The organism is Sphingobium cupriresistens LL01 (assembly GCF_001046645.1).
Classification (GTDB): Bacteria; Pseudomonadota; Alphaproteobacteria; order Sphingomonadales; family Sphingomonadaceae; genus Sphingobium; species Sphingobium cupriresistens.
Window position 1 is genome coordinate 407,074 of the sequence record NZ_KQ130434.1, and the last position, 18,693, is coordinate 425,766.

General features: G+C 65.1%; 21 protein-coding genes. 14 read left to right on the forward strand and 7 right to left on the reverse strand.

Features of this window, described 5'->3' with window-relative positions; translation table 11 throughout:
* The first annotated feature begins 15 nt into the window (after positions 1-15).
* From V473_RS01915 to V473_RS01930, 4 genes are all read left to right on the forward strand, one after another.
* The gene (locus tag V473_RS01915; protein WP_066604864.1) at positions 16-735 is read left to right on the forward strand and encodes a response regulator transcription factor; all 720 of its coding nucleotides are present in this window, start codon (positions 16-18) and stop codon (positions 733-735) included.
* Positions 728-2,080, forward strand: coding sequence for a sensor histidine kinase (locus V473_RS01920; protein WP_066599904.1), 1,353 nt, complete (start codon positions 728-730; stop codon positions 2,078-2,080). The genes V473_RS01915 and V473_RS01920 overlap by 8 nt, the downstream gene beginning before the upstream one ends.
* A complete protein-coding gene (locus V473_RS01925; RefSeq protein ID WP_066599906.1) occupies positions 2,073-2,633 on the forward strand; it encodes a hypothetical protein in 561 nt (186 codons plus the stop codon). Before V473_RS01920 ends, V473_RS01925 begins: the two co-directional genes overlap by 8 nt.
* Positions 2,634-2,803: 170 nt before the next feature.
* Positions 2,804-3,169, forward strand: coding sequence for a hypothetical protein (locus V473_RS01930; protein WP_066599909.1), 366 nt, complete (start codon positions 2,804-2,806; stop codon positions 3,167-3,169).
* Positions 3,170-3,201: 32 nt separating this feature from the next.
* On the opposite strand, the gene V473_RS01935 is transcribed toward V473_RS01930, so the two are convergent.
* On the reverse strand, positions 3,202-4,404 hold the full coding sequence (locus V473_RS01935) for a phospholipase D-like domain-containing protein (protein ID WP_408021483.1): 1,203 nt from the start codon (positions 4,402-4,404) through the stop codon (positions 3,202-3,204).
* Positions 4,405-4,530: 126 nt separating this feature from the next.
* Between V473_RS01935 and rpoZ the strand changes: the two genes are divergently transcribed.
* The gene (gene rpoZ, locus V473_RS01940; RefSeq protein WP_007708529.1) at positions 4,531-4,875 is read left to right on the forward strand and encodes a DNA-directed RNA polymerase subunit omega; all 345 of its coding nucleotides are present in this window, start codon (positions 4,531-4,533) and stop codon (positions 4,873-4,875) included.
* Between the two features lie 118 nt (positions 4,876-4,993).
* Here rpoZ and V473_RS01945 read toward each other — a convergent pair whose 3' ends face one another.
* The gene (locus tag V473_RS01945; protein ID WP_066599913.1) at positions 4,994-5,344 is read right to left on the reverse strand and encodes a glycine zipper 2TM domain-containing protein; all 351 of its coding nucleotides are present in this window, start codon (positions 5,342-5,344) and stop codon (positions 4,994-4,996) included.
* Positions 5,345-5,457: 113 nt separating this feature from the next.
* The gene (ung, locus tag V473_RS01950; RefSeq protein WP_066599916.1) at positions 5,458-6,171 is read right to left on the reverse strand and encodes a uracil-DNA glycosylase; all 714 of its coding nucleotides are present in this window, start codon (positions 6,169-6,171) and stop codon (positions 5,458-5,460) included.
* 96 nt (positions 6,172-6,267) lie between these two features.
* Here ung and bla point away from each other — a divergent pair, with 96 nt between their 5' ends.
* The 3 genes from bla to V473_RS01965 are packed head-to-tail and all read left to right on the forward strand — an operon-like array spanning position 6,268 to position 8,859.
* Positions 6,268-7,323, forward strand: coding sequence for a class A beta-lactamase (gene bla, locus V473_RS01955; RefSeq protein ID WP_066599917.1), 1,056 nt, complete (start codon positions 6,268-6,270; stop codon positions 7,321-7,323).
* A gap of 52 nt (positions 7,324-7,375) precedes the next feature.
* A complete protein-coding gene (locus V473_RS01960) occupies positions 7,376-7,747 on the forward strand; it encodes an Mpo1-like protein (RefSeq protein WP_066599919.1) in 372 nt (123 codons plus the stop codon).
* A gap of 44 nt (positions 7,748-7,791) precedes the next feature.
* Positions 7,792-8,859 carry a GNAT family N-acetyltransferase gene (locus V473_RS01965; protein WP_066599923.1) on the forward strand — a complete coding sequence of 356 codons (1,068 nt, stop codon included), beginning with the start codon at positions 7,792-7,794 and terminating at the stop codon, positions 8,857-8,859.
* Here the strand turns inward: V473_RS01965 and V473_RS01970 are convergent.
* Both V473_RS01970 and V473_RS01975 read right to left on the reverse strand, forming a co-directional pair.
* Positions 8,837-9,706: a cupin-like domain-containing protein gene (locus tag V473_RS01970; protein WP_066599925.1), complete on the reverse strand. Its 870-nt coding sequence runs from the start codon at positions 9,704-9,706 to the stop codon at positions 8,837-8,839. The two genes, V473_RS01965 and V473_RS01970, sit on opposite strands and share 23 nt — an antisense overlap.
* On the reverse strand, positions 9,703-10,839 hold the full coding sequence (locus V473_RS01975; RefSeq protein WP_066599927.1) for a GNAT family N-acetyltransferase: 1,137 nt from the start codon (positions 10,837-10,839) through the stop codon (positions 9,703-9,705). The genes V473_RS01970 and V473_RS01975 overlap by 4 nt, the downstream gene beginning before the upstream one ends.
* A gap of 160 nt (positions 10,840-10,999) precedes the next feature.
* Between V473_RS01975 and V473_RS01980 the strand changes: the two genes are divergently transcribed.
* From V473_RS01980 to V473_RS01995, 4 genes are all read left to right on the forward strand, one after another.
* Entirely contained in the window at positions 11,000-12,001 is a 1,002-nt protein-coding gene (locus V473_RS01980; RefSeq protein WP_066599929.1) for an NAD-dependent epimerase/dehydratase family protein, read from the forward strand.
* A 349-nt stretch (positions 12,002-12,350) separates the two neighbouring features.
* Complete coding sequence (locus V473_RS01985) at positions 12,351-13,310, forward strand: KpsF/GutQ family sugar-phosphate isomerase (protein WP_066599935.1); 960 nt, start codon at positions 12,351-12,353, stop codon at positions 13,308-13,310.
* Positions 13,307-14,116: a 3-deoxy-manno-octulosonate cytidylyltransferase gene (locus V473_RS01990; RefSeq protein WP_082678950.1), complete on the forward strand. Its 810-nt coding sequence runs from the start codon at positions 13,307-13,309 to the stop codon at positions 14,114-14,116. The genes V473_RS01985 and V473_RS01990 overlap by 4 nt, the downstream gene beginning before the upstream one ends.
* Before the next feature lie 12 nt (positions 14,117-14,128).
* The gene (locus tag V473_RS01995) at positions 14,129-14,719 is read left to right on the forward strand and encodes a histidine phosphatase family protein (RefSeq protein ID WP_066599941.1); all 591 of its coding nucleotides are present in this window, start codon (positions 14,129-14,131) and stop codon (positions 14,717-14,719) included.
* A gap of 2 nt (positions 14,720-14,721) precedes the next feature.
* On the opposite strand, the gene dmeF is transcribed toward V473_RS01995, so the two are convergent.
* Together dmeF and V473_RS02005 are read right to left on the reverse strand one after the other, a co-directional pair.
* The gene (gene dmeF / locus V473_RS02000) at positions 14,722-15,711 is read right to left on the reverse strand and encodes a CDF family Co(II)/Ni(II) efflux transporter DmeF (RefSeq protein ID WP_066599945.1); all 990 of its coding nucleotides are present in this window, start codon (positions 15,709-15,711) and stop codon (positions 14,722-14,724) included.
* Complete coding sequence (locus V473_RS02005; RefSeq protein WP_066599947.1) at positions 15,708-15,980, reverse strand: metal/formaldehyde-sensitive transcriptional repressor; 273 nt, start codon at positions 15,978-15,980, stop codon at positions 15,708-15,710. The genes dmeF and V473_RS02005 overlap by 4 nt, the downstream gene beginning before the upstream one ends.
* A 76-nt stretch (positions 15,981-16,056) precedes the next feature.
* Here V473_RS02005 and crtY point away from each other — a divergent pair, with 76 nt between their 5' ends.
* Both crtY and V473_RS02015 read left to right on the forward strand, forming a co-directional pair.
* The gene (gene crtY / locus V473_RS02010) at positions 16,057-17,205 is read left to right on the forward strand and encodes a lycopene beta-cyclase CrtY (protein WP_066604870.1); all 1,149 of its coding nucleotides are present in this window, start codon (positions 16,057-16,059) and stop codon (positions 17,203-17,205) included.
* The gene (locus V473_RS02015; RefSeq protein ID WP_066604867.1) at positions 17,205-18,689 is read left to right on the forward strand and encodes a phytoene desaturase; all 1,485 of its coding nucleotides are present in this window, start codon (positions 17,205-17,207) and stop codon (positions 18,687-18,689) included. Before crtY ends, V473_RS02015 begins: the two co-directional genes overlap by 1 nt.
* Positions 18,690-18,693 lie beyond the last annotated feature (4 nt).

Consider the following 18,693-nt stretch of genomic DNA (forward strand, 5'->3'; position numbering starts at 1 on the left):
GAGCCGGGGGACATGATGGCGCAGGCAGACGCGATTTCGATATTGCTGGTGGAAGATGACGAGGCCGCGCGCGCCAACATCGCCACGATCCTGACCGATGCAGGCATGGTGGTGGAACAGGCGATCGACGGCGCCACCGGCCTTAACCGCGCGGGCGGCGGCAGCCACGACGTCATCATCCTCGACCGGATGCTGCCCCATTTGTCGGGCATTGACATCGTCACCCGGCTGCGGGTGGCGGGCGTTGGCGCGCCGGTGTTGATGCTGTCGGCGCTCGGCCGCAGCGAACATCGGGTCGAGGGTCTGGAAAGCGGCGTCGATGATTATCTGGCCAAGCCGTTCGAACCCGACGAACTGGTCGCCCGCGTTCGCGCGCTGTGGCGCCGGGCCAGCCGGCGCAGCCATGAGCCGGTGCTGCTGTTTGGCGACCTGGAATGCCATGTGAAGGCGCGCACGGCCTTTCGCCAGGGCAAGCATCTGCCGCTCTCGCCCAAGGAATTCGAACTGTTCCGCTATCTGATGGAACATGCCGGCGAAGTGGTGACGCGCGAAATGCTGCTGCGCCAGGTATGGAAATTGAGCTTCGATCCTCAGACCAATGTCGTGGACGTCAATGTCGGACGCCTGCGCCGCAAGCTGGAGGACGGGTTCGACGGTCCTGTGCTGGAAACGGTGTGGGGCACCGGCTATCGGCTGATCGCCGCGGCGGGGCCGACAGGGGCGGGAAGTGCCTAGACCCGGCCTGTTCCGTTCGGTTTTCGGGCGGGTCACGCTGTCGGCGCTTTTGGTCAGTCTTCTGTCAACCTTGGCGCTGTTTCTGGTGGTGCAAAAGATCGTCGACGATGACGGTCGGGCGATGCTGGCGCGAGAGGTCGACACCGACCTGGCGGGCCTCGCCGATATCTATGTCAGCAGCGACGAGGCGGAACTCAGGGCGCGGATCGCCGATCGTCTCGCCATGAACCGTGAGGATGGCGAACGTAGCTGGTATCTGCTGACCGATGGGGCCGGCCGCCGCCTGGCCGGCAATCTCGATCGCTGGCCGGCCATCGCATCGGAAGTGTCGGAGGCGCGTTATGTCGTCCTGCCCGACGGTGACCGCATGTTCGCGCGGGCGACCCAGCTCGGCGCCGGCGCTCGCCTGCTGGTAGGGCGCAGCAATTATCGCGGCCAGGCGCTGCTCGCGCGGCTCGCAATGGCGTTCGCCATCGCCGGGGCGGGCATCGCGCTGCTCAGTCTGGTCGCCGGCCATTTCGCCGCCCGTCGCCTGCGAGCGCGAGTGGAGGTGGTGAACGCCGCCTTTGCCGCCGTCCGCGCCGGGCGTATCGCCGCCCGCGCACCGGGACCGGGCAATAATGACGAACTGGCCGAACTGGCCGCCAATACCAACGCCATGCTCGACCAGGTCGAACGGCTGGTCGAGGCGCAGCGCGCCGTGTCGGACCAGACCGCGCATGAGATTCGCACCCCGCTGATGCATCTCGACACCCGCATCCTCAAGGCGATGGAGGGGACGCAGGACGAGGCGCTACTGCGCACGCTGGATCAGTCGCGCGCCGAAATCCGCGGCGTCGTGCGCCTGCTCGATTCGCTGCTCGACATTGCCGGCACCCAGGCGATGCGCGGCGATCTGCGCGGCCTGGCCGAAGTCGACTTGAGCGACATCGCCGAAAGCCTGGCCGATCTCTACGGCGCCAGTGCTGAAGATCTGGGCATCGGTTTCCATGCGCGGATCGCGCCGGGCGTGCGGGCGCGCGCCGACCCGATGCAGATGACGCGGCTCATGTCCAACCTGCTCGACAACGCCTTCAAATATGTGCCCAGCGGCGGCTCGATCGTGTTGGAACTGGCTCCCGGTCCGCATATCGTGGTGCAGGATGACGGCCCCGGCATCCCGCCCGCCGACCGGGAACGGGTGTTTGAACGCTATGTCCGGCTTGACGGCGCGCGGGGCGGGGGGCATAGCCTTGGCCTTTCGCTCGCCAGGGCGATCGCAGAGCGGCACGAATTGTCGCTGCATGTGGAGGAGGCCGCGCCCGGTGCGCGGTTCGTGCTCCAGCCGGAGGACCGCGATGATTAGGCTGCTCTTGTCGGGATTGCTGCTTGTCGCCGGGCCGGCCGCGCCGGCGGCCGACATGCTGCCCGCCGATCCGGTGTTGCGGACGTTGATGGAAGGCGAGGTCGCGCAGGGCGATGGCGATCACGCCGCATTGCTCGACACGGCGCAAATCCTCAAGGCGCTCGGCGCGACCCCGGCCGAAGGGCAGGATGATCTCGCGGCGCTATGGACGCAGGAGGCGCAGGATCATGGCGTCACCCGCTCGGCGCTTGGTTTTCGCGGCCGCGCGCTGGGGCCGGCCTATCGGCGCGGATCGCTCGGCGCGGGGGACAGCGTGACCGTGCGGCAGCTATTCTTCGCCGGCCAGCGCGCCCAGATTTCGGTCGCCCCGGCCCGCGGCGCGGCCAATCTGTCGATGCGGGTGCAGGGCGCGGATGGAAATACGCTCTGCGCCAAGCCAATTGGGGGCGTTCAGGTGGACTGCGCCTGGCTGCCGCTCTTTACCGATCGCTATGACATCGTGATCGAAAATGGCGGGTCTGTACCGGCCGCCTTCTATCTGGTGGTGCGATAATCGATTAACTATCTGTTTTCAAAGCGATAAGTAGAAATAGCCGGACGTTTGCGCAACGATCCGTCGCCCCTTTTTCTCGCTTCGTCCATTCTGCACATTCGTTCAGGCGAAAAAGACCTGGGTCGGCGCGTTGTGCAGTGCATGGTTCGATCAAAAGAGGAGAAGAACCCATGATGTATGCGAAGCTTCTCGCCGCCACCGCTCTGCTGGCTATGGCGCCCGCCGCCGTCCAGGCGCAGGAAGGCCCGGTCAGCTATGAAGAACAATTGGCCCAGGTCGAAACCCAATTGGTCTATCAGGGGCCGATTGCTGGCGTCGAAAATGATTATTGGTTCAACTATCAGACCGATTTGGCCGAAGCGCGCAAGGAACTCACCGGCGATTTGCGCGGTTCGTCCGATGCGGAGGATAATCGCGACGCCTGGGAGGAATATCGCGCCGAACTGGCCGATGCCCGCGGCGATTATGCCAAGGAAATGGCCGAAAAAGGCTATCCTGTCGGCGAGGTCCGCGTGCTGACCGACAATGGTCGCTGAAATCTGTTGCGGGGCGGGCGGCGCCTGCCCCCTTAATCGGCGTCCGGGTCGCGGAAATTCAGCCGCCGCGTCACCGTATAATCCAGCACGCCGACCAGCAGATAGCTGATCCATTGTTTGAGCAGGGTCAGGCCGCTGCGGCCGGACCGATGCGCCTCCAGGCTTATCGCCCGGCTTCGCGTCGCCTCGCGCAGGATGAACTGGCGCACCTCTTGGGCAAATCCGGCATCCTCCACCCGCAGCATCACCTCCAGGTTGATGAACAGGCTGCGCATGTCGAAATTGGCCGACCCCACATAGACGCCATCGTCGATGACGATCAGCTTCATGTGCAATTTGCACGGCTGATATTCGTAAATCTCCACCCCGCGCCGCAGCAACGGTCCATAGAGCAATCGCGCGGCGGCCACAGTCGCGCCATTGTCCGACCTGGCCGGCAGGATGATACGCGCGCCCTTGCGCCGCGCGGCGCGGGCTATGCGCTTGAGCATTCCGCGCCCCGGCGAGAAATAGGCGGCGATCATGTCGACCCGCCCCGCCTTCTCCAGATCATGTTTCACTACCTGCGCCCAAGGGCTGAGGCGCCGGGTCGGCCCGCCGATCAGCCAGCGGAACGGATCGGCGGCATGGTGATGCAGCGTGGGATGCCATTGGCGCACCATGCGCCGCAGAGTGCGAAAACGATGCCTCTTCGTCAAACTCCAACGCCATAGCTGACCGTACCAGCGCGTCATCGCCTCCACCTGATCACCGACGATCAGCAGGCCGATGTCGCGCCAGCAATCCTCGGCGGGAATCCCGAAATAACCGTCCTCGACATTGAAGCCGCCGATCATCAGACGCTCGTCGTCGGCGATCGCCATCTTCTGATGGTTGCGGATCAGATAGCGGGTCGAGCGGCTCGTCCCGAACCGCGCGAACTGCGCGCCTGCTTCGATCAGTGGCGCAAAGAATGCGTCGGGCGTGGCGGCCGATCCGAACCCGTCGATCATCAGCGTCACCGCCACCCCGCGCGCCCGCGCCGCGATCAGCGCATCGCGCACCAGCGTCCCGCTGCCATCGGCCGCAAAGATATAATAATAGAGTTTCAGGCTGTGATGCGCCCCGTCGATCAGCGCGATCAGCGCATCGCGCAGCGCCGGGCCGTCCGCGATCAGGCGCAGATGATTGCCGTGCAGGTCCAGGCGGATGTCGTCCGTGGTGGCGCAGTCGGGGGCGGGTTTGATGGTCGCCATATGCCCTTCATGCCCATTTTGTCCGTCTCTCGCCATGGCTTTATGGCCTTTTCATTGACTCTTGCGGGGACGGCTGCTAAGCGGCCAATTCACGACTTTCCTTCCGTTATTTGCAGGAGGCCCTGTTTGGCCCGCGTTACCGTCGAAGATTGCGTCGACAAGGTTACCAACCGTTTTGACCTCGTCCTTCTCGCCGCCCAGCGCGCGCGGGAGATTTCCGGCGGCGCTGAGTTGACGCTCGACCGCGACCGGGACAAGAATCCGGTCGTCGCCCTGCGCGAGATCGCCGAGGAAACCGTCTTGCCCGCCGATCTCCACGATTCGGTCGTCGCGTCGCTGCAAAAGGTGCAGATTGACGATGACGATACGCCGGACGAAATCGGCTCGATCGCCCAGTCGGCGGAGGCTCTGCGCCTGACCGCCGCCGCGCCGCCGCGCAACCAGAATATCGGCGGCGATTACGACGGCTGACCGCTGGACAAGTTTGGAGAGGAACGAAGGCCCGGCCTGCGCAAGCAGGACCGGGCCTCGCTTTTCCTGGACATAAGAGAAAGGCGCGGGGGACATGTCCCACGCGCTTTTCTTTATTTTAGCAGCTACCGTTGCGGTCGATCGCCCGGCCGGCCAGCGCGCCAGCGCCAGCGCCGATGATCGTGCCAGGCGCACGATCGCCGCGCGTATCGACGGCCCGGCCCAGCAGGGCCCCGGCTACGCCGCCCAGCAGCAGGCCGGTGGTCCCGCCCGACTTGCGGCAGCGGTAACGGTTGTCGTCACGATAGCTGCGGCGTTGCGCATAACGGTCGCCGCGATGATGATCGCTGCGATATTCGCGATGATGGCCGCGACGATCATGGTCGCGCGCATAGGATGTCGCAGGGACGATTGCGGTCAGCGACGCGGCGGCAAGGGCGGTGGCCAGAATGGCTTTACGAAAGATCATGTGCGTTCTCCTCAAACCCTGAAATCTCTAACTGTGATGGGGGTATCGCATGAGGCGCTTGTTTCGTTCCTGAACCGACCTGTTATGCACCGTTCAGCTATGGCGCTGATACGTTAAAGCGACAGCCCTTGCTGACCGACGGCCAGCGCCGGCAACGCCCAATCGATCGCGCCGCGGCCCTTGGCTTCCAGAAAGGCATTGGCCCTGGAAAAGGGCCGCGATCCCAGAAAACCGTTATGCGCGGACAAAGGGGAGGGGTGGGCGGACTTGATCACCAGATGGCGGCTCTGATCGACGAAGCCCGCCTTGCGCTGGGCATAGGCGCCCCACAGCAGGAACACGACCGGCTCCTCCTTTTGTGCGACGATCCGCACCACCGCGTCGGTGAACAGTTCCCAGCCCTTGCCCTGATGCGACGCCGCCCGGCCCATCTCGACCGTCAACACGCTGTTGAGCAGCAGCACGCCCTGCCTCGCCCAATGCTCCAGAAAGCCATGGCTGGCCCGCGCGATGCCCAGATCCGCCTGCATCTCCTTATAGATATTGACCAGCGACGGCGGTGTGCGCACGCCCGGCTGTACCGAAAAGCACAGGCCATGCGCCTGCCCCTCGCCGTGATAGGGGTCTTGCCCCAATATCACGGCCTTCACCTGGTCGAGCGGGGTCAGGTCCAGCGCGCGGAAATATTCGCTGCCCTTGGGGAAGATTCGTTTCCCGGCCGCTTTCTCCGCCCGCAGGAAATTTTTCAGCCCCTGCATATGCGGGGCTTCGAATTGATCGGCCAGCGGCGCGCGCCAGCTTTCGTGCAGCTTGATGGTGTCGCTCATGCCGCCTGATGGCGCGGGGCGCAAAGCCCTGTCAACCTGCCCGATTCGGGGCAAAGCCTCTTGCCTCCCGCGCGCCGATCCGCGACAGGCGAAACCATGTCGCTTGCTCGTCCCGTCAGCCTGTTCGCCGCCTTCGGCCTGTTTCTTGCCCCGTTGCCCGGCGCCGACGCCTTCGGCCCGCCGCCCAAGCCGCTGGTCCAGCAAAGCGCCGAAGCGAAATTACTGGGCGAGTTCGCCCGCTTTGCCGCCCTGTCGGACGGATCGGTCGGGATCGGGGTGCGCGATCTCCAGACCGGCGAGACGCAGGCGCTGAACGGCGACACGCTGTTCCCGATGGCCAGCGCCTACAAGATCGCGGTGGCCGGCCGCATCTTCGCGCTGGTCGATGCGGGGCAGGCGCGCCTGGACGAACAGCTTGCGCTCGATCCTGCCTTGGCGAGCGAGGGCGGCATCGCCTGGATGTTCTCCCGCCCCGGCGCGACCCTGTCGATCGACCGGTTGCTGGAACTGATGCTGCAAAAGAGCGACAATAATGCGACCGACGTGCTGGTCGCGCGTGCGGGCGGGCCGCAGGCGATCACCGGCTTCGTGAATAAGCTGGGCGTCACCGGGCTGCGTGTGGACAGCGACACCGCGCATCTCCTCTATCGCGCCATGGGCATTCATCCGCTGGCGGGCAGCTTCCGCCAGAATGCCGACGCCGCTCGTCGCGCCGATCCGCAACTGGTCACGCGCGACATCCGCGATCTGCCTAATATGGCCTTCGCTGCAGAATTGCAGGATACCTCCACGCCCGCAGCGATGCTCGACCTGATCGCCGCCTATGAATCGGGCCGCGCGCTGTCGGCCGCCAGCACCCAGCGGCTGTTCACCATCATGGCGAACTGCGAAACGGGCAAGAAGCGGATCGTGGGCATGTTGCCGCCGGGCACGGCGGTCGCGCACAAGACGGGATCATTGAACGGCACCGGCAACGATGTCGGTGTCGTGCGCTTGCCCGACGGGCGCCGCTTCGCGATTGCGGTCTTCGTGATGAAGGATAGCAAAGGCCATGTCGCGCGCGACCGCATCATCGCGGAAGCGGCGCGCGCGGCCTATGACTATTTCCTCTATGCTCCCGACAGGGCGCACGGTCTGGCGCATAAGACTTAACAGCCACCGGCTGTTTCGTTACGCTTGCGGTCAAAGAGAGGATGCAACACATATGGCCGTGACACGCATGAAGCGCTTCCGCGACTTTTGGCCCTATTATCTGCAGGAACATGCGCGTCGGGGCACCCGCGCGCTCCATTATGCCGGCACCAGCCTGGTCGTGGCGCTGGTCGCTGCGGCGCCCTTTGCCGGGCGCTGGTGGATGGCCGCAGCCTTGCCGCTGGTGGGCTATGGTTTCGCCTGGGCCGGTCACAGCCTGATCGAACGCAATCGCCCCGCGACCTTCCGCTATCCGCTCTGGTCGCTGCGCGCCGATTTCGTCATGTGGTATCGCTTCCTCACCGGCCATATGGGCCGTGATCTGGCGCGCGCCGGTGTACGGCCCGACGGCACAGTCGATCCGGCCAGACGCATGTCCGTCTGACCGATCCGCTTGACCCGCCCCGGCGCTCTGCCACAAGGGGCGCGATGACATTGTCCGCGACCTTCTCGCAGCCCGACCGGGCGACCCTGGCTGAGCGCTGGCAGGCGCTGGAGGCGCGATCCGACGGCAGCTTCTTCCTGGGCTGGACCTGGGTCGGGGCATGGCTCGACAGCTATGGCGTCCGGCCCGACCTGCTGGCCGTCACCGATGCAACGGGACAGGATGTGGCGCTGGCGCTGGCCGGCCATGCGATGCGGCCGCGCCTGCTGGGCGACGTCGCGACGCTCAGCCTCAACCAGTCGGGCGATCCCCAGGCCGACCGGCCCTATGTCGAATATAATGGCCTGCTGGTCGAAACGGGCCGGGAGGCGGAAGCGACCGCCGCCGCACTTGCGGCCCTCACGCGCCGCCGCGACTGGCGGGCGCTGACGCTCAGCGGGGTCGCGCCCGATTCGCCGCTGCTCGGCCTGGCCGCGCGCCGTCGCAGCCGGATCGATGTCTCGCCCGTCTATCAGGTCGATCTGGGCGCGGTGCGCGCCGCTGACGGCGACTATCTGTCGCTGCTCAGCGCCAATACGCGCAGCCAGATTCGCCGCGCGATGAAGGATCATGGCGGCCCACTCCCCGACGTTGCTATCGGCGGGCTTGATGACGTCATCCCCTGGCTGGAGGAGATGGCCGCGCTCAACGGCGGCCGCCATGCCGACAACGCCTGGGACGATGCCGGCTTCCGCAGCTTCGTCGGCACGATCTGCGCGCGCGGACTGCCGTCGGGCGCGGTGGAACTGCTGCGTTTTTCCGATGCCGGTGGCGTGGTCGGGTTGCTGGTCAATTTCGCCCGTCGCGGCGTGGCGATGAACTATCAGTCTGCCTTCGCCGCGTCGCGCACCGCGAAGGACAAGCCCGGCCTGCTCTGCCATGCGGCGGCGGTCGGCCATTATGCCGCACGCGGCCTCTCACGCTATTCGCTGCTGGCGGGCAAGGATCGCTACAAGCAGAGCCTCGCCACCTGCGAGGACTCGCTTGAATGGTGGGTGCTGGAACGGTTCAGCCCGCGCCTGGAAGCCGAAGCGCTGCTGCGCCGGATACTTAAGCGCCCAGCTTCCGCATGATGCGATAGACCAGGCGGCGCACGCCCTGCGCTTCGGGGCGCGCGCTGACCGTGCCGACCGGCAGGCCGCGTTTGCGCAGCAATGCGTTGAAACTGTGCAGCTCGCCTTCGGCCACGCTGCGTTCCGATCGCCATGTCACTGACAGGCTGACCGATACGGTTGGGCCATTCTCCACGAAATGCGGCGCCTTCACCGGCACATGGATCGCATCGCCCGGCGCCAGCCGGACGGCCGTGCCATGCGCCTTGAACCCGTCCTGCCACACCAGATTGCGATGGCCGCCGCCATGGAAATCCTCGCTCTTCTGCGCCGGCACCAGATGTTGATCGCGCGCCGGGAAGACGGTCATCGTCTTCACGCCCATGATCTGGAGCAGGATATTATGCTCCGGGTCCATATGGAATGGCGTGACGCTGCCGGGCGAAGACAGGAAGATGAAGGCTTCGCGGTGCAGCATCGGCCCGGTCTTGTCCGACACGATCGGTTCCAGTTCCGCCAGCGCCGCGTCCAGCAGCGCGGCATAGGCCGGGTCGCGCTCGACATTCTTCAGTACCGCCCAACTGCCATTGGTATCGATCGTGCGGATCGTCTCGCCCAGCGTCAGCCCATTGGACGGCGTATCCTCCGGCCGAACCCCCAGCGGCAGCTTGCCCAGATTATATTCGACCGATGTGGCCGGCATCCGCTCGGCCAGGGTCGCCAGCGCGTCGAGGGTCAGCAGCCCATGGCCGGCCAGTCCATGATGCAGCGTCGTTGACTGGTCGGGATAGGCGGCGGCGAAGGCGACGCGGGCCTCGTCGGGGAAGATGGCGTCGGCGGCCGGGGCGATCGGGCTATGGGCGGTCATGCCTGTCCTTTCAATTTTCTGGCGATCGCCTCTACCCCGTTGGCGAGCGTGAAGGCGGCGCTGCGCTGCATCCGGGCTATGCCCGCGCCATGCAGGGCGATGCGATATTGCACGATGGTCCGTCGTTCCGCCCACAGGCTGTCGATCATCGGATGATCGGGGGCGGCGCAACTGTCCATCCAGCCGATCGTTGGATCGGCCTGCACCGCGTTCAGATTGGCGATCTCGATCAGCACGCCCGGCGAAAAGCGTCCCAGCGTCTCGTCGAACGCGATCTTGAAGGAGAAAGCGCCCTCGCCATGGCGGAAATTGACCAGCATCGCGATCGCCCGGTCGTCCAGGTCGATGCGCAGCATGTGCAGGCGACCTGCGTCGAAGGCGGCGGCGCAGGCGGCGCGGAAGAAAGCGGCGTCGGCCGGCTTGCACGCCAGCGCCGTGCCTTCCTGCCCCTTCCAGCCCGACGCCTCCAGCGCCAGGAAATCGCCGCACCAGCGCGCCAACTCGGCGCCGTCGGTCAACTGGCGCGTCTCGACCGCCCCCATTTCCGCCAACCGTTTTTGCAGGCGGCGCAATTCCTTGCGCTTTTTGGATCGTATCTGCGTTTCCCAATAGGCGTCGCCGGTCAGGTCCGACCGCAACATCGCCCGGTCGTAGCGATGAATCTCCAGCCGGCCGCGCCGCTGCTCCACGCATAGGGCCTCCAGCGCCGCGGCATTGGCCCCGGCGGCGTCCAGCGCTTCGAGATGCAGGAAGCCGCGCGCCCAGGGCGCCGCCTCCAGTTGCGCCAGGAAGCTGCGCCACGCGGCGACTTCATGCCCCCGGCGGATCATCGGCGCGCCGAAGAAGCAGTGATCGTGCATCCAGTTCGCCACGCAGCCGATCGGCAGGCGCCCATGGCGCGGCTTGCAGACGACCGGCAGCAGGCCTATCGCCATGTCACCATCGCGCGCCTCGATCAGATGGACGTTTCCGTCGCCCGCCAGATGGTCGATCGCGGCCGTCAGCATGTCGGGCGCGTAGAAGGCGTTGACCTCTGCTGCGTCCAGCGCCAACGCCAGCCAGCGTTCGCGCTGACCTTGCCCGGTCAGGTCGGGGACCGGAGCCGGGGGCTTGGGATGGGATGCCATGTCCATGGCCTTCGCTTAGGCGATAAAGATTATAGGGCGGTAAAGATCGGCGAAAGTCTGCGCATAGCGCGACCGCGTGCAGCCTATGAGGGCTTTACAAGCCATGGTGGATTGTCTGAGACGGGGAAGGGGCCGCGCATCCGCACCCAGGCCGAGAGGGAAATGCATGACCATCCTCGTTACCGGAGCTGCCGGATTCATCGGCATGCACGTCGCCGACCGGCTGCTGGCGCAGGGCCATGCGGTGGTCGGCATCGACAACATGAACGATTATTATCCTGTGTCGCTTAAGCGCGATCGGATCGCCCGGTTGCAGGCGGCTCATGATAGGCTCTTCACCTTCCACGAACTGGATTTCGCCGACCTCGACGCGCTGCACGCCGCGCTGGCCGATCAGGTGATCGAGGCGATCGTGCATCTGGGCGCGCAGGCCGGGGTGCGCTATTCGCTGATCAATCCCCATGCCTATGTTCGCTCCAACCTGGCTGGCCATGTCAACATGCTGGAACTGGCGCGAGAGCGGCGGGTCCGGCATTTGGTCTACGCTTCCTCCTCGTCGGTCTATGGCGGCAACGACACGCTGCCTTTCCGGGTGGAGGATCGCGCGGATCATCCCGTCTCGCTCTATGCCGCTACGAAGCGCGCCGATGAGCTGATGAGCGAAACCTATGCCCATCTCTTCCGCATCCCCATGACGGGCCTGCGTTTCTTCACCGTCTATGGCCCCTGGGGTCGTCCTGACATGGCGATGTGGATCTTCACCGCGAAAATCCTGGCGGGCGAACCGATCCCGGTGTTCAACCATGGCCGGATGCAGCGCGACTTCACCTATATCGACGACATCGTCAGCGGCATCATCGGCTGCCTCGATCATCCACCCGCCGACGATGGCGCGCCCAAGGCCGGGGGCAGTCGCGCGCCGCACCGGCTCTATAATATCGGCAATAACCGGCCCGAAGAACTGATGCATCTGATCGCCGTGCTGGAAGATGCGCTGGGGCGAAAGGCGCAGATCGACTTCCAGCCGATGCAGCCGGGCGACGTTCACGCAACCTATGCCGACATCAGCGCTATCTGCCATGATATTGGTTTCGCTCCCACAACGGGAATCGAGTCGGGCGTGCCGCGATTCGTGCAATGGTATCGTGACTATCATGACACCCAATGAAGGCAGCACGTCGCGCGCATAGCAAATAGGAAATGGTTCCACGGTTCGTCGCTGTATATAGTCGTTTTGCCTTGCTCCTGTCAGGTTTGACTGTTTTCAACTGCCGCTAATTTCTTTCGCACTTGCAAAATAGATTGCCATAAGTGCCTGAAACAGCGTAAGCCATGCTCCCATGCTGGTTGCAAAATCAGCTAGGGGTCGCGGAACGAGGGAAAGACGACGCATCGAATACGATGGTTCGTCGCCGTTGATCCGGCCGGATGATCTGGTCGTGAAAAACGGATAAAAGGGCAAACGCGTGTCGACACCAGCTTCGAAAATCGTCCCGTTCGGCTCCGGCGGCCGTATCGTGGAGACTGCCTGCCGCAGTCTTTCGATTGCAGCCTCCGGGCTCAATGCGCTGGAGGCCAAATTCGCCGAACGGGAATTTGCCGCAACCTTCCTGCGCGTGATCGGCGTCATCATGAAAGTGCGCGGCCGCGTGATCGTCACCGGCATCGGCAAGAGCGGTATCGTTGCGCGCAAGATGACCGCGACGCTCACCTCCACCGGCACCCCGGCCATCTTCCTGCACCCTGCGGATGCGGGGCATGGCGATCTGGGCATGATCACCCCGGATGACGTCGTTCTGATGTTGTCCCATTCGGGCGAATCGACCGAACTCGGCCCGATTATCCATTATTGCAAGCGCTTCGCCATTCCACTGGTGGCCATCACCGCGCAGGCGCAGAGCACCGTCGCCATGGCGGCCGATATGTGCGTGCTGATGCCCGAAGTGGAGGAAGCCTGCCCCAATTCCCTAGCCCCCACGACCTCGACCACGGTGCAGATGGCGCTGGGTGATGCGCTGGCGATCTCTCTGATGGAAATGCGCGGCTTTTCCGCCGATGATTTCCATAAATTCCATCCCAATGGCCGGCTTGGCGCGCAACTGGTCAAGGTGCGCGAGCTTATGGCCGCCGGTGACGACGTGCCAATGGTGCGGGAAGATGCCTCGCTTCTCGATGCGACCATCGAAATGACGCGCGCGCGCCTCGGCGGTACGGCGATCGTCGATCGCAATGGCCGGTTGATCGGCGCCTTCACCGATGGCGATCTGCGCCGTACCGTGACAGGCAAGCAGAATCTGACGGAGGCCGTGGGCCGGTCGATGACGTTGACGCCGCTTGCCGTCGGTCCCGACGAATTGGCGTCCGAAGCGATGCATCTGATGCATGAGCATAATATCATGCTGCTTTTCGTCTGCGAAAATGGCCGGTTGATCGGCGCGGTCCATATGCACGATCTGCTTCACGCCGGGGTCGCCTGAGCCTTCTCGTCGTCATTCCCGCGCGGGCGGGGTCTTCCCGTCTGCCGCGCAAGCCGCTTCGCCTGATCGCCGGGCGGACGTTGCTGCACCGAACGATCGCCATGGCGCGGGCGGCGATCGGCGTCCGTGCGGACGTTGCCCTGACCGTCGCGACCGATGATGATGCGATCGCGGATCATGCCCGCGCCGCCGGCTGCGACGCGGTGATGACGGACAGCGCCATCGCCACCGGATCGGGCCGCGCGCTTGCGGCGGCGCAGGCGCAACCCTCGCCGCCACGCTTCATCGTCAATCTCCAGGGCGATTCGCCCTTCCAGCCCGAAGGAGCGCTCGGCGCGGTGATCGCCGCGCTACAGGGCGGCGCGCCGGTCGCCACGCCGGTCATCGCGCTCGACTGGCCCGCGCTCGACGCGCTGCGCGAACATAAGACGCGCTCGCCCTTCAGCGGCACCACCTGCGCCCGCGCGCCTGATGGTCGCGCCCTGTGGTTTTCCAAGACGATCATCCCCGCGATCCGCAATGAGGATAAGCTGCGCGAAACCGACCCCTGGTCCCCCGTTTGGCGCCATGTCGGCCTCTACGGCTATACGCTCGACGCGCTGGAGCGGTTTGAAGCCTGCCCGCCCACGGTGCTGGAAAATCTGGAGGGGTTGGAGCAATTGCGCCTGCTCGAACTGGGTATCCCGGTCATGACCGTCGCCGTCGATCCACCGCGCTTCGACAGCAGCGGCATCGATACGGAGGCCGACATCAGCCGGGTCGAGGCGCTGATCGCCGTCTATGGCGACCCGACCCCGCCGCTTTGATCGCCCGCTATCATGCGCCGCATCTTCATCATCCGTCACGGCGACACCTTTGCGAGCAGCGCTGACGCCTGCCGGGTGGGCGCCCGCACCGATATTCCGCTGGTGGAGAGCGGCCATGCGCAGGCGGGGCGGTTGGGCCAATGGTTCGCGCACCAGGCGCAGCCGATCGATCGCCTCTTGTCCAGCCCACTCCTGCGCGCGCGTGAAACGGCCGCTGCTATCGCCGCCGCGACGGGCGATGCCGCGGATGGTGTGCGCGACTGGCTGGGGGAGATCGACCATGGTCCGGACGAAGGGCGGCCGGAGGCGGCGGTGCTGGCGCGGATCGGCGCGCAGGCGCTGGCCGATTGGGACGAGCGGGGTATTGCGCCCGATGGCTGGATCGTGGACGCCGATGCCCGCATCGCCGCCTGGCGCGCCTTCTTCGCGGAGGGCGGCGCGGGCGTGGACCTGCTCGTCACGAGCAATGGCGCGGCGCGCTTTGCTCTGATCGCGGCGGGTCTGCCGCTCGGCGCGCTGAAGTTGCGGACCGGGGCTTTTGGCGAACTGGCCGTCGATCAGGATGGTGGGGTCAGCCTGATTCGTTGGGACGAGCGTCCTTAATTTTACCCGCACTCCACCGTGACATGCTCCATGCGCGGGAGCGCGCGCACCCGCGCCCTTACCTTGGGCGCGTCGGCGCCGGGGGCCAGGCTGATGATCGCGGCATGGGCATGGGGACCGATGCGCCAGACATGCAGATCGCGGATCGTCGCGCCTTCCGCCTCCACCTGCGCGCGCACCCGCGCCATCAGCGCCGGCTCGGCCGTATCGAGCAGGATCGCGGCGGTGTCCTTCATCAGGCCCCAGGCCCAGCGCGCGATCACGACCGCGCCCAGCAGGCCGACCGCCGGGTCCATCCACCACCAGCCCAGATAGCGCCCGGCCAGCAACGCCCCAATCGCCAGCACCGAAGTCAGCGCGTCGGTCAGCACGTGCACGTAGGCGGCGCGCAGATTATTGTCGGCATGGCCATGTTTGTGGTCGTGGCCATGGTCGTGATTGTCATGGCTATGGTCGTGGCCCAGCAACAATGCGCTGATGATATTGATGGCCAGCCCGACCACCGCCACCAGCGTCGCCTCGCCAAAGGCCACGTCGATCGGCTGGAACAGGCGCATACCTGATTCGATCGCGATGAACAGGGCGGTGACGCCCAGCAGCAGCGCGGAGGCGAAGCCCGACAGGTCGCCGACCTTGCCGGTCCCGAACGTATAGCGTGGATTGCGCGCATGGCGCTTGGCATAGCCATAGGCGGCGGCCGCCACCGCCAGCGCCCCGGCATGGGTCGCCATGTGAAATCCGTCCGCCAGCAGCGCCATCGATCCGGTCCACCAGCCCGCGGCGATCTCCACCACCATCGTCGCAGCGGTCAGCCAGACGACCCACAAGGTTCGCTTGGCATTCTGGTCATGCCCGGCCGACAGATAGATATGGTCGAAATAATGGCTTTCCTCGCCGTTATTGTCCTGAAAAGTGGCGGGTTGGTCGGCAGGGCTGTGGGCGCCATGGCCGTGGTCCCCATGAGCATGGTGATGGTCGTCGTGCATCGTCATTTCCCGTAACGGCGGATCAGCGCCAGCATTTCCTCGGTCGCGGCCTGGCGCGCCTCGTCGGACAGGCCCGGCCGGGCGACATGCTCGCGCATATGCTGCTCGATCAGTTCCTCCATCAGGCTACCCACCGCACCGCGCACCGACGCGACCAGCTGCAACGTCTCCGAACAGCCGGCATCGCCGGACAATTGCCGCTCCACGGCGGCGACCTGTCCCGCGATCCGGCGTATCCGCGCCAGCAATTTATCCCGATCCGCAACAATGTGCATAGGATACCCCCCTATACTATATTTGCGCCGAAACCAAGGGTGGATCGGGATGCGCCGCTCCCCTATCAATGCCGCCATGACAAGCGATCTGGACTGCGACCTGGCGATCATCGGCGGCGGCCTTGCCGGTGGGTTGATCGCGCTCGCCTTCGCCGCGCTGCGGCCCGATGTGCGGCTGCTGCTGGTCGAACAGGGGGATCGGCCTGGCGGCAATCATCTCTGGTCCTTCTTCGATGGCGACGTTGCGCCCGCCGATCGCTGGCTCGTCGACCCGCTTGTCGCCCATCGCTGGCCACAGGGCCATGCCGTGCGTTTCCCCGACTACGGTCGCAATCTCGCGACGCCCTATAACAGCGTTAATACTGTCCAACTCGCTGTCGCACTTGAACGCATATTGGGTGATCGGCTGCTGACCGGCGCGACGGCGACCGCGGTCGAACCCCATGCCATCCGCCTGGCCGATGGCCGGGAAATCACCGCAGGGGCGGTTATCGACGCCCGCGGCGCAGGGGATTTGTCGGCCTTGCGCTGCGGCTGGCAGAAATTCGTCGGCCATGCGCTGCGCTGCGACGATCCCCATGGCATCGACCGCCCGGTCATCATGGACGCGACGGTCGATCAGGTCGATGGCTACCGCTTCGTCTATCTGCTGCCTTGGGACGACCGCACGCTCTTTATCGAGGATACTTATTATAGCGACACGCCGGATCTGGACGTGCCCACGCTCGATGCCCGCATCGCCGCCTATGCGCAGGCCAGGGGCTGGCGCGGCGAGCTGGTCCATCGCGAACAGGGCGTCCTGCCGGTCGTTTATGGTGGCGACTTTGATCGCTATTGGCCAATGGGCGATCCGGTTGCCCGCGCCGGGGTGCGCGCCGGCCTGTTCCAGCCGATGACCGGCTATTCGCTGCCCGATGCGGTGCGATTCGCGCTGTGGCTGGTGGATCAGCCGCTCGATAATCTGCCCGCGGCCACCCGCAGCTATGCCGCGGCCCATTGGCGACGCGGCGGCTATTATCGGCTGCTTGGCAAGATGCTGTTCGGCGCCGCCCGGCCGGATCAGCGCTGGCGCATCTTCGCCCGCTTCTATCGGCTGCGCCCGGAACTGATCCAGCGATTCTATGCCGGCCGTTCGTCGCTGGCTGACCGTATGCGCATCTTGTGCGGACGCCCGCCTGTACCCATAAGGGACGCCATGCGAACATTATGGAACCCGCCCGCCTGATGACCAACAGGACAGCGATCGTTATCGGCGCAGGCTTTGGCGGCCTGGCGCTCGCCATCCGCCTGCAATCGGCAGGCATCGACACCACCCTGGTCGAAGGACGCGATCGTCCCGGCGGGCGCGCCTATATGTGGGAAAAGGACGGCTTCACCTTCGACGCCGGTCCCACTGTCATCACCGACCCTGATTGCCTGGCCGAACTGTGGCGGCTGTCGGGGCACGACATGGCGCAGGACGTCACTCTGATGCCCGTGTCGCCCTTCTACCGGCTCAACTGGCGCGACGGCACCAATTTCGATTACAGCAATGACGAAGCCGCGCTCCGCGCCGAAATCGCCAAGCTCGATCCAGGCGATGTCGCGGGCTATGATCGCTTCTGCGACTATGCCGCCGGCGTTTTCGAGGAGGGCTATCGCAAGCTCGGCTCGGTCGCCTTCCTCGACTTCGCCTCGATGATCAAAGCCGCGCCCAGCCTCGCCAAATATCAGGCCTGGCGATCGGTTTATTCGATCGTCTCCAGCCATGTGAAGAACGAAAAGCTGCGTGAGGCTTTGTCATTTCACACCCTGTTGGTCGGCGGCAATCCGATGAAGACCAGCGCCATCTATGCGCTGATCCACAAGCTGGAAAAGGATGGCGGCGTCTGGTTCGCAAAAGGCGGCACGAACCGGCTGGTCCATGGCATGGCGACCCATTTCGAACGGTTGGGCGGCACGCTGCGGCTGGGCGATGCCGTCACCCGGATAGAAACCTATGGCGACAAGGCGACGGCGGTCCACACCGCATCGGGATGGCGCGGGGAGGCGGACGCCATCGCCACCAATGCCGACCTGATGCACAGCTATCGCGACCTGCTCGGCCATCATCCCCGCGGGCAGAAACAGGGCGAGAAACTGAGCCAGAAGCGCTGGTCGCCCAGCCTGTTCGTCCTTCATTTCGGCATCAAGGGCAGCTGGCCCGGCATCCCGCATCATATGATCCTGTTCGGCCCGCGCTATGAAGGGCTGCTGACCGACATCTACGATCATGGCGTGCTGCCGCAGGATTTCTCACTCTACCTGCATCATCCGACGGTCACCGATCCGTCGATGGCGCCGGAGGGGCACTCGACCTTCTATGCGCTCGCGCCCGTGCCGCATATGGGCAAGCTGCCGATCGACTGGGATCAGTTCGGCCATGCTTATGCGGAGCGGATATTGGACGAAATCCAGCATCGGCTGATTCCCGACATCCGCTCGCGCATCGTCACCCGCTTTCATTATGCGCCCAGCGATTTCGGTCGCGACCTGAACGCGCATATGGGCAGCGCCTTCAGCCTGGAGCCTTTGCTGACCCAAAGCGCCTGGTTCCGCGCGCATAATCGCGACGATGTCATTCCCAATCTCTATCTGGTAGGGGCCGGCACCCATCCCGGCGCGGGCATCCCCGGCGTGGTGGGCAGCGCGAAGGCGACCGCGGCGCTGATGCTGGATGATTTGAAATAGGGGC

Coding starts and splice junctions, on each gene's coding strand:
- V473_RS01915 (WP_066604864.1), top strand. CDS start 16: ATGGCGCAGGCAGACGCGATTTCGATATTGCTGGTGGAAGATGACGAG.
- V473_RS01925 (WP_066599906.1), top strand. CDS start 2,073: ATGATTAGGCTGCTCTTGTCGGGATTGCTGCTTGTCGCCGGGCCGGCC.
- V473_RS01930 (WP_066599909.1), top strand. CDS start 2,804: ATGATGTATGCGAAGCTTCTCGCCGCCACCGCTCTGCTGGCTATGGCG.
- V473_RS01935 (WP_408021483.1), bottom strand. CDS start 4,404: ATGGCGACCATCAAACCCGCCCCCGACTGCGCCACCACGGACGACATC.
- V473_RS01945 (WP_066599913.1), bottom strand. CDS start 5,344: ATGATCTTTCGTAAAGCCATTCTGGCCACCGCCCTTGCCGCCGCGTCG.
- ung (WP_066599916.1), bottom strand. CDS start 6,171: ATGAGCGACACCATCAAGCTGCACGAAAGCTGGCGCGCGCCGCTGGCC.
- bla (WP_066599917.1), top strand. CDS start 6,268: ATGTCGCTTGCTCGTCCCGTCAGCCTGTTCGCCGCCTTCGGCCTGTTT.
- V473_RS01960 (WP_066599919.1), top strand. CDS start 7,376: ATGGCCGTGACACGCATGAAGCGCTTCCGCGACTTTTGGCCCTATTAT.
- V473_RS01965 (WP_066599923.1), top strand. CDS start 7,792: ATGACATTGTCCGCGACCTTCTCGCAGCCCGACCGGGCGACCCTGGCT.
- V473_RS01970 (WP_066599925.1), bottom strand. CDS start 9,706: ATGACCGCCCATAGCCCGATCGCCCCGGCCGCCGACGCCATCTTCCCC.
- V473_RS01975 (WP_066599927.1), bottom strand. CDS start 10,839: ATGGACATGGCATCCCATCCCAAGCCCCCGGCTCCGGTCCCCGACCTG.
- V473_RS01980 (WP_066599929.1), top strand. CDS start 11,000: ATGACCATCCTCGTTACCGGAGCTGCCGGATTCATCGGCATGCACGTC.
- V473_RS01995 (WP_066599941.1), top strand. CDS start 14,129: ATGCGCCGCATCTTCATCATCCGTCACGGCGACACCTTTGCGAGCAGC.
- dmeF (WP_066599945.1), bottom strand. CDS start 15,711: ATGACGATGCACGACGACCATCACCATGCTCATGGGGACCACGGCCAT.
- V473_RS02005 (WP_066599947.1), bottom strand. CDS start 15,980: ATGCACATTGTTGCGGATCGGGATAAATTGCTGGCGCGGATACGCCGG.
- crtY (WP_066604870.1), top strand. CDS start 16,057: ATGACAAGCGATCTGGACTGCGACCTGGCGATCATCGGCGGCGGCCTT.
- V473_RS02015 (WP_066604867.1), top strand. CDS start 17,205: ATGACCAACAGGACAGCGATCGTTATCGGCGCAGGCTTTGGCGGCCTG.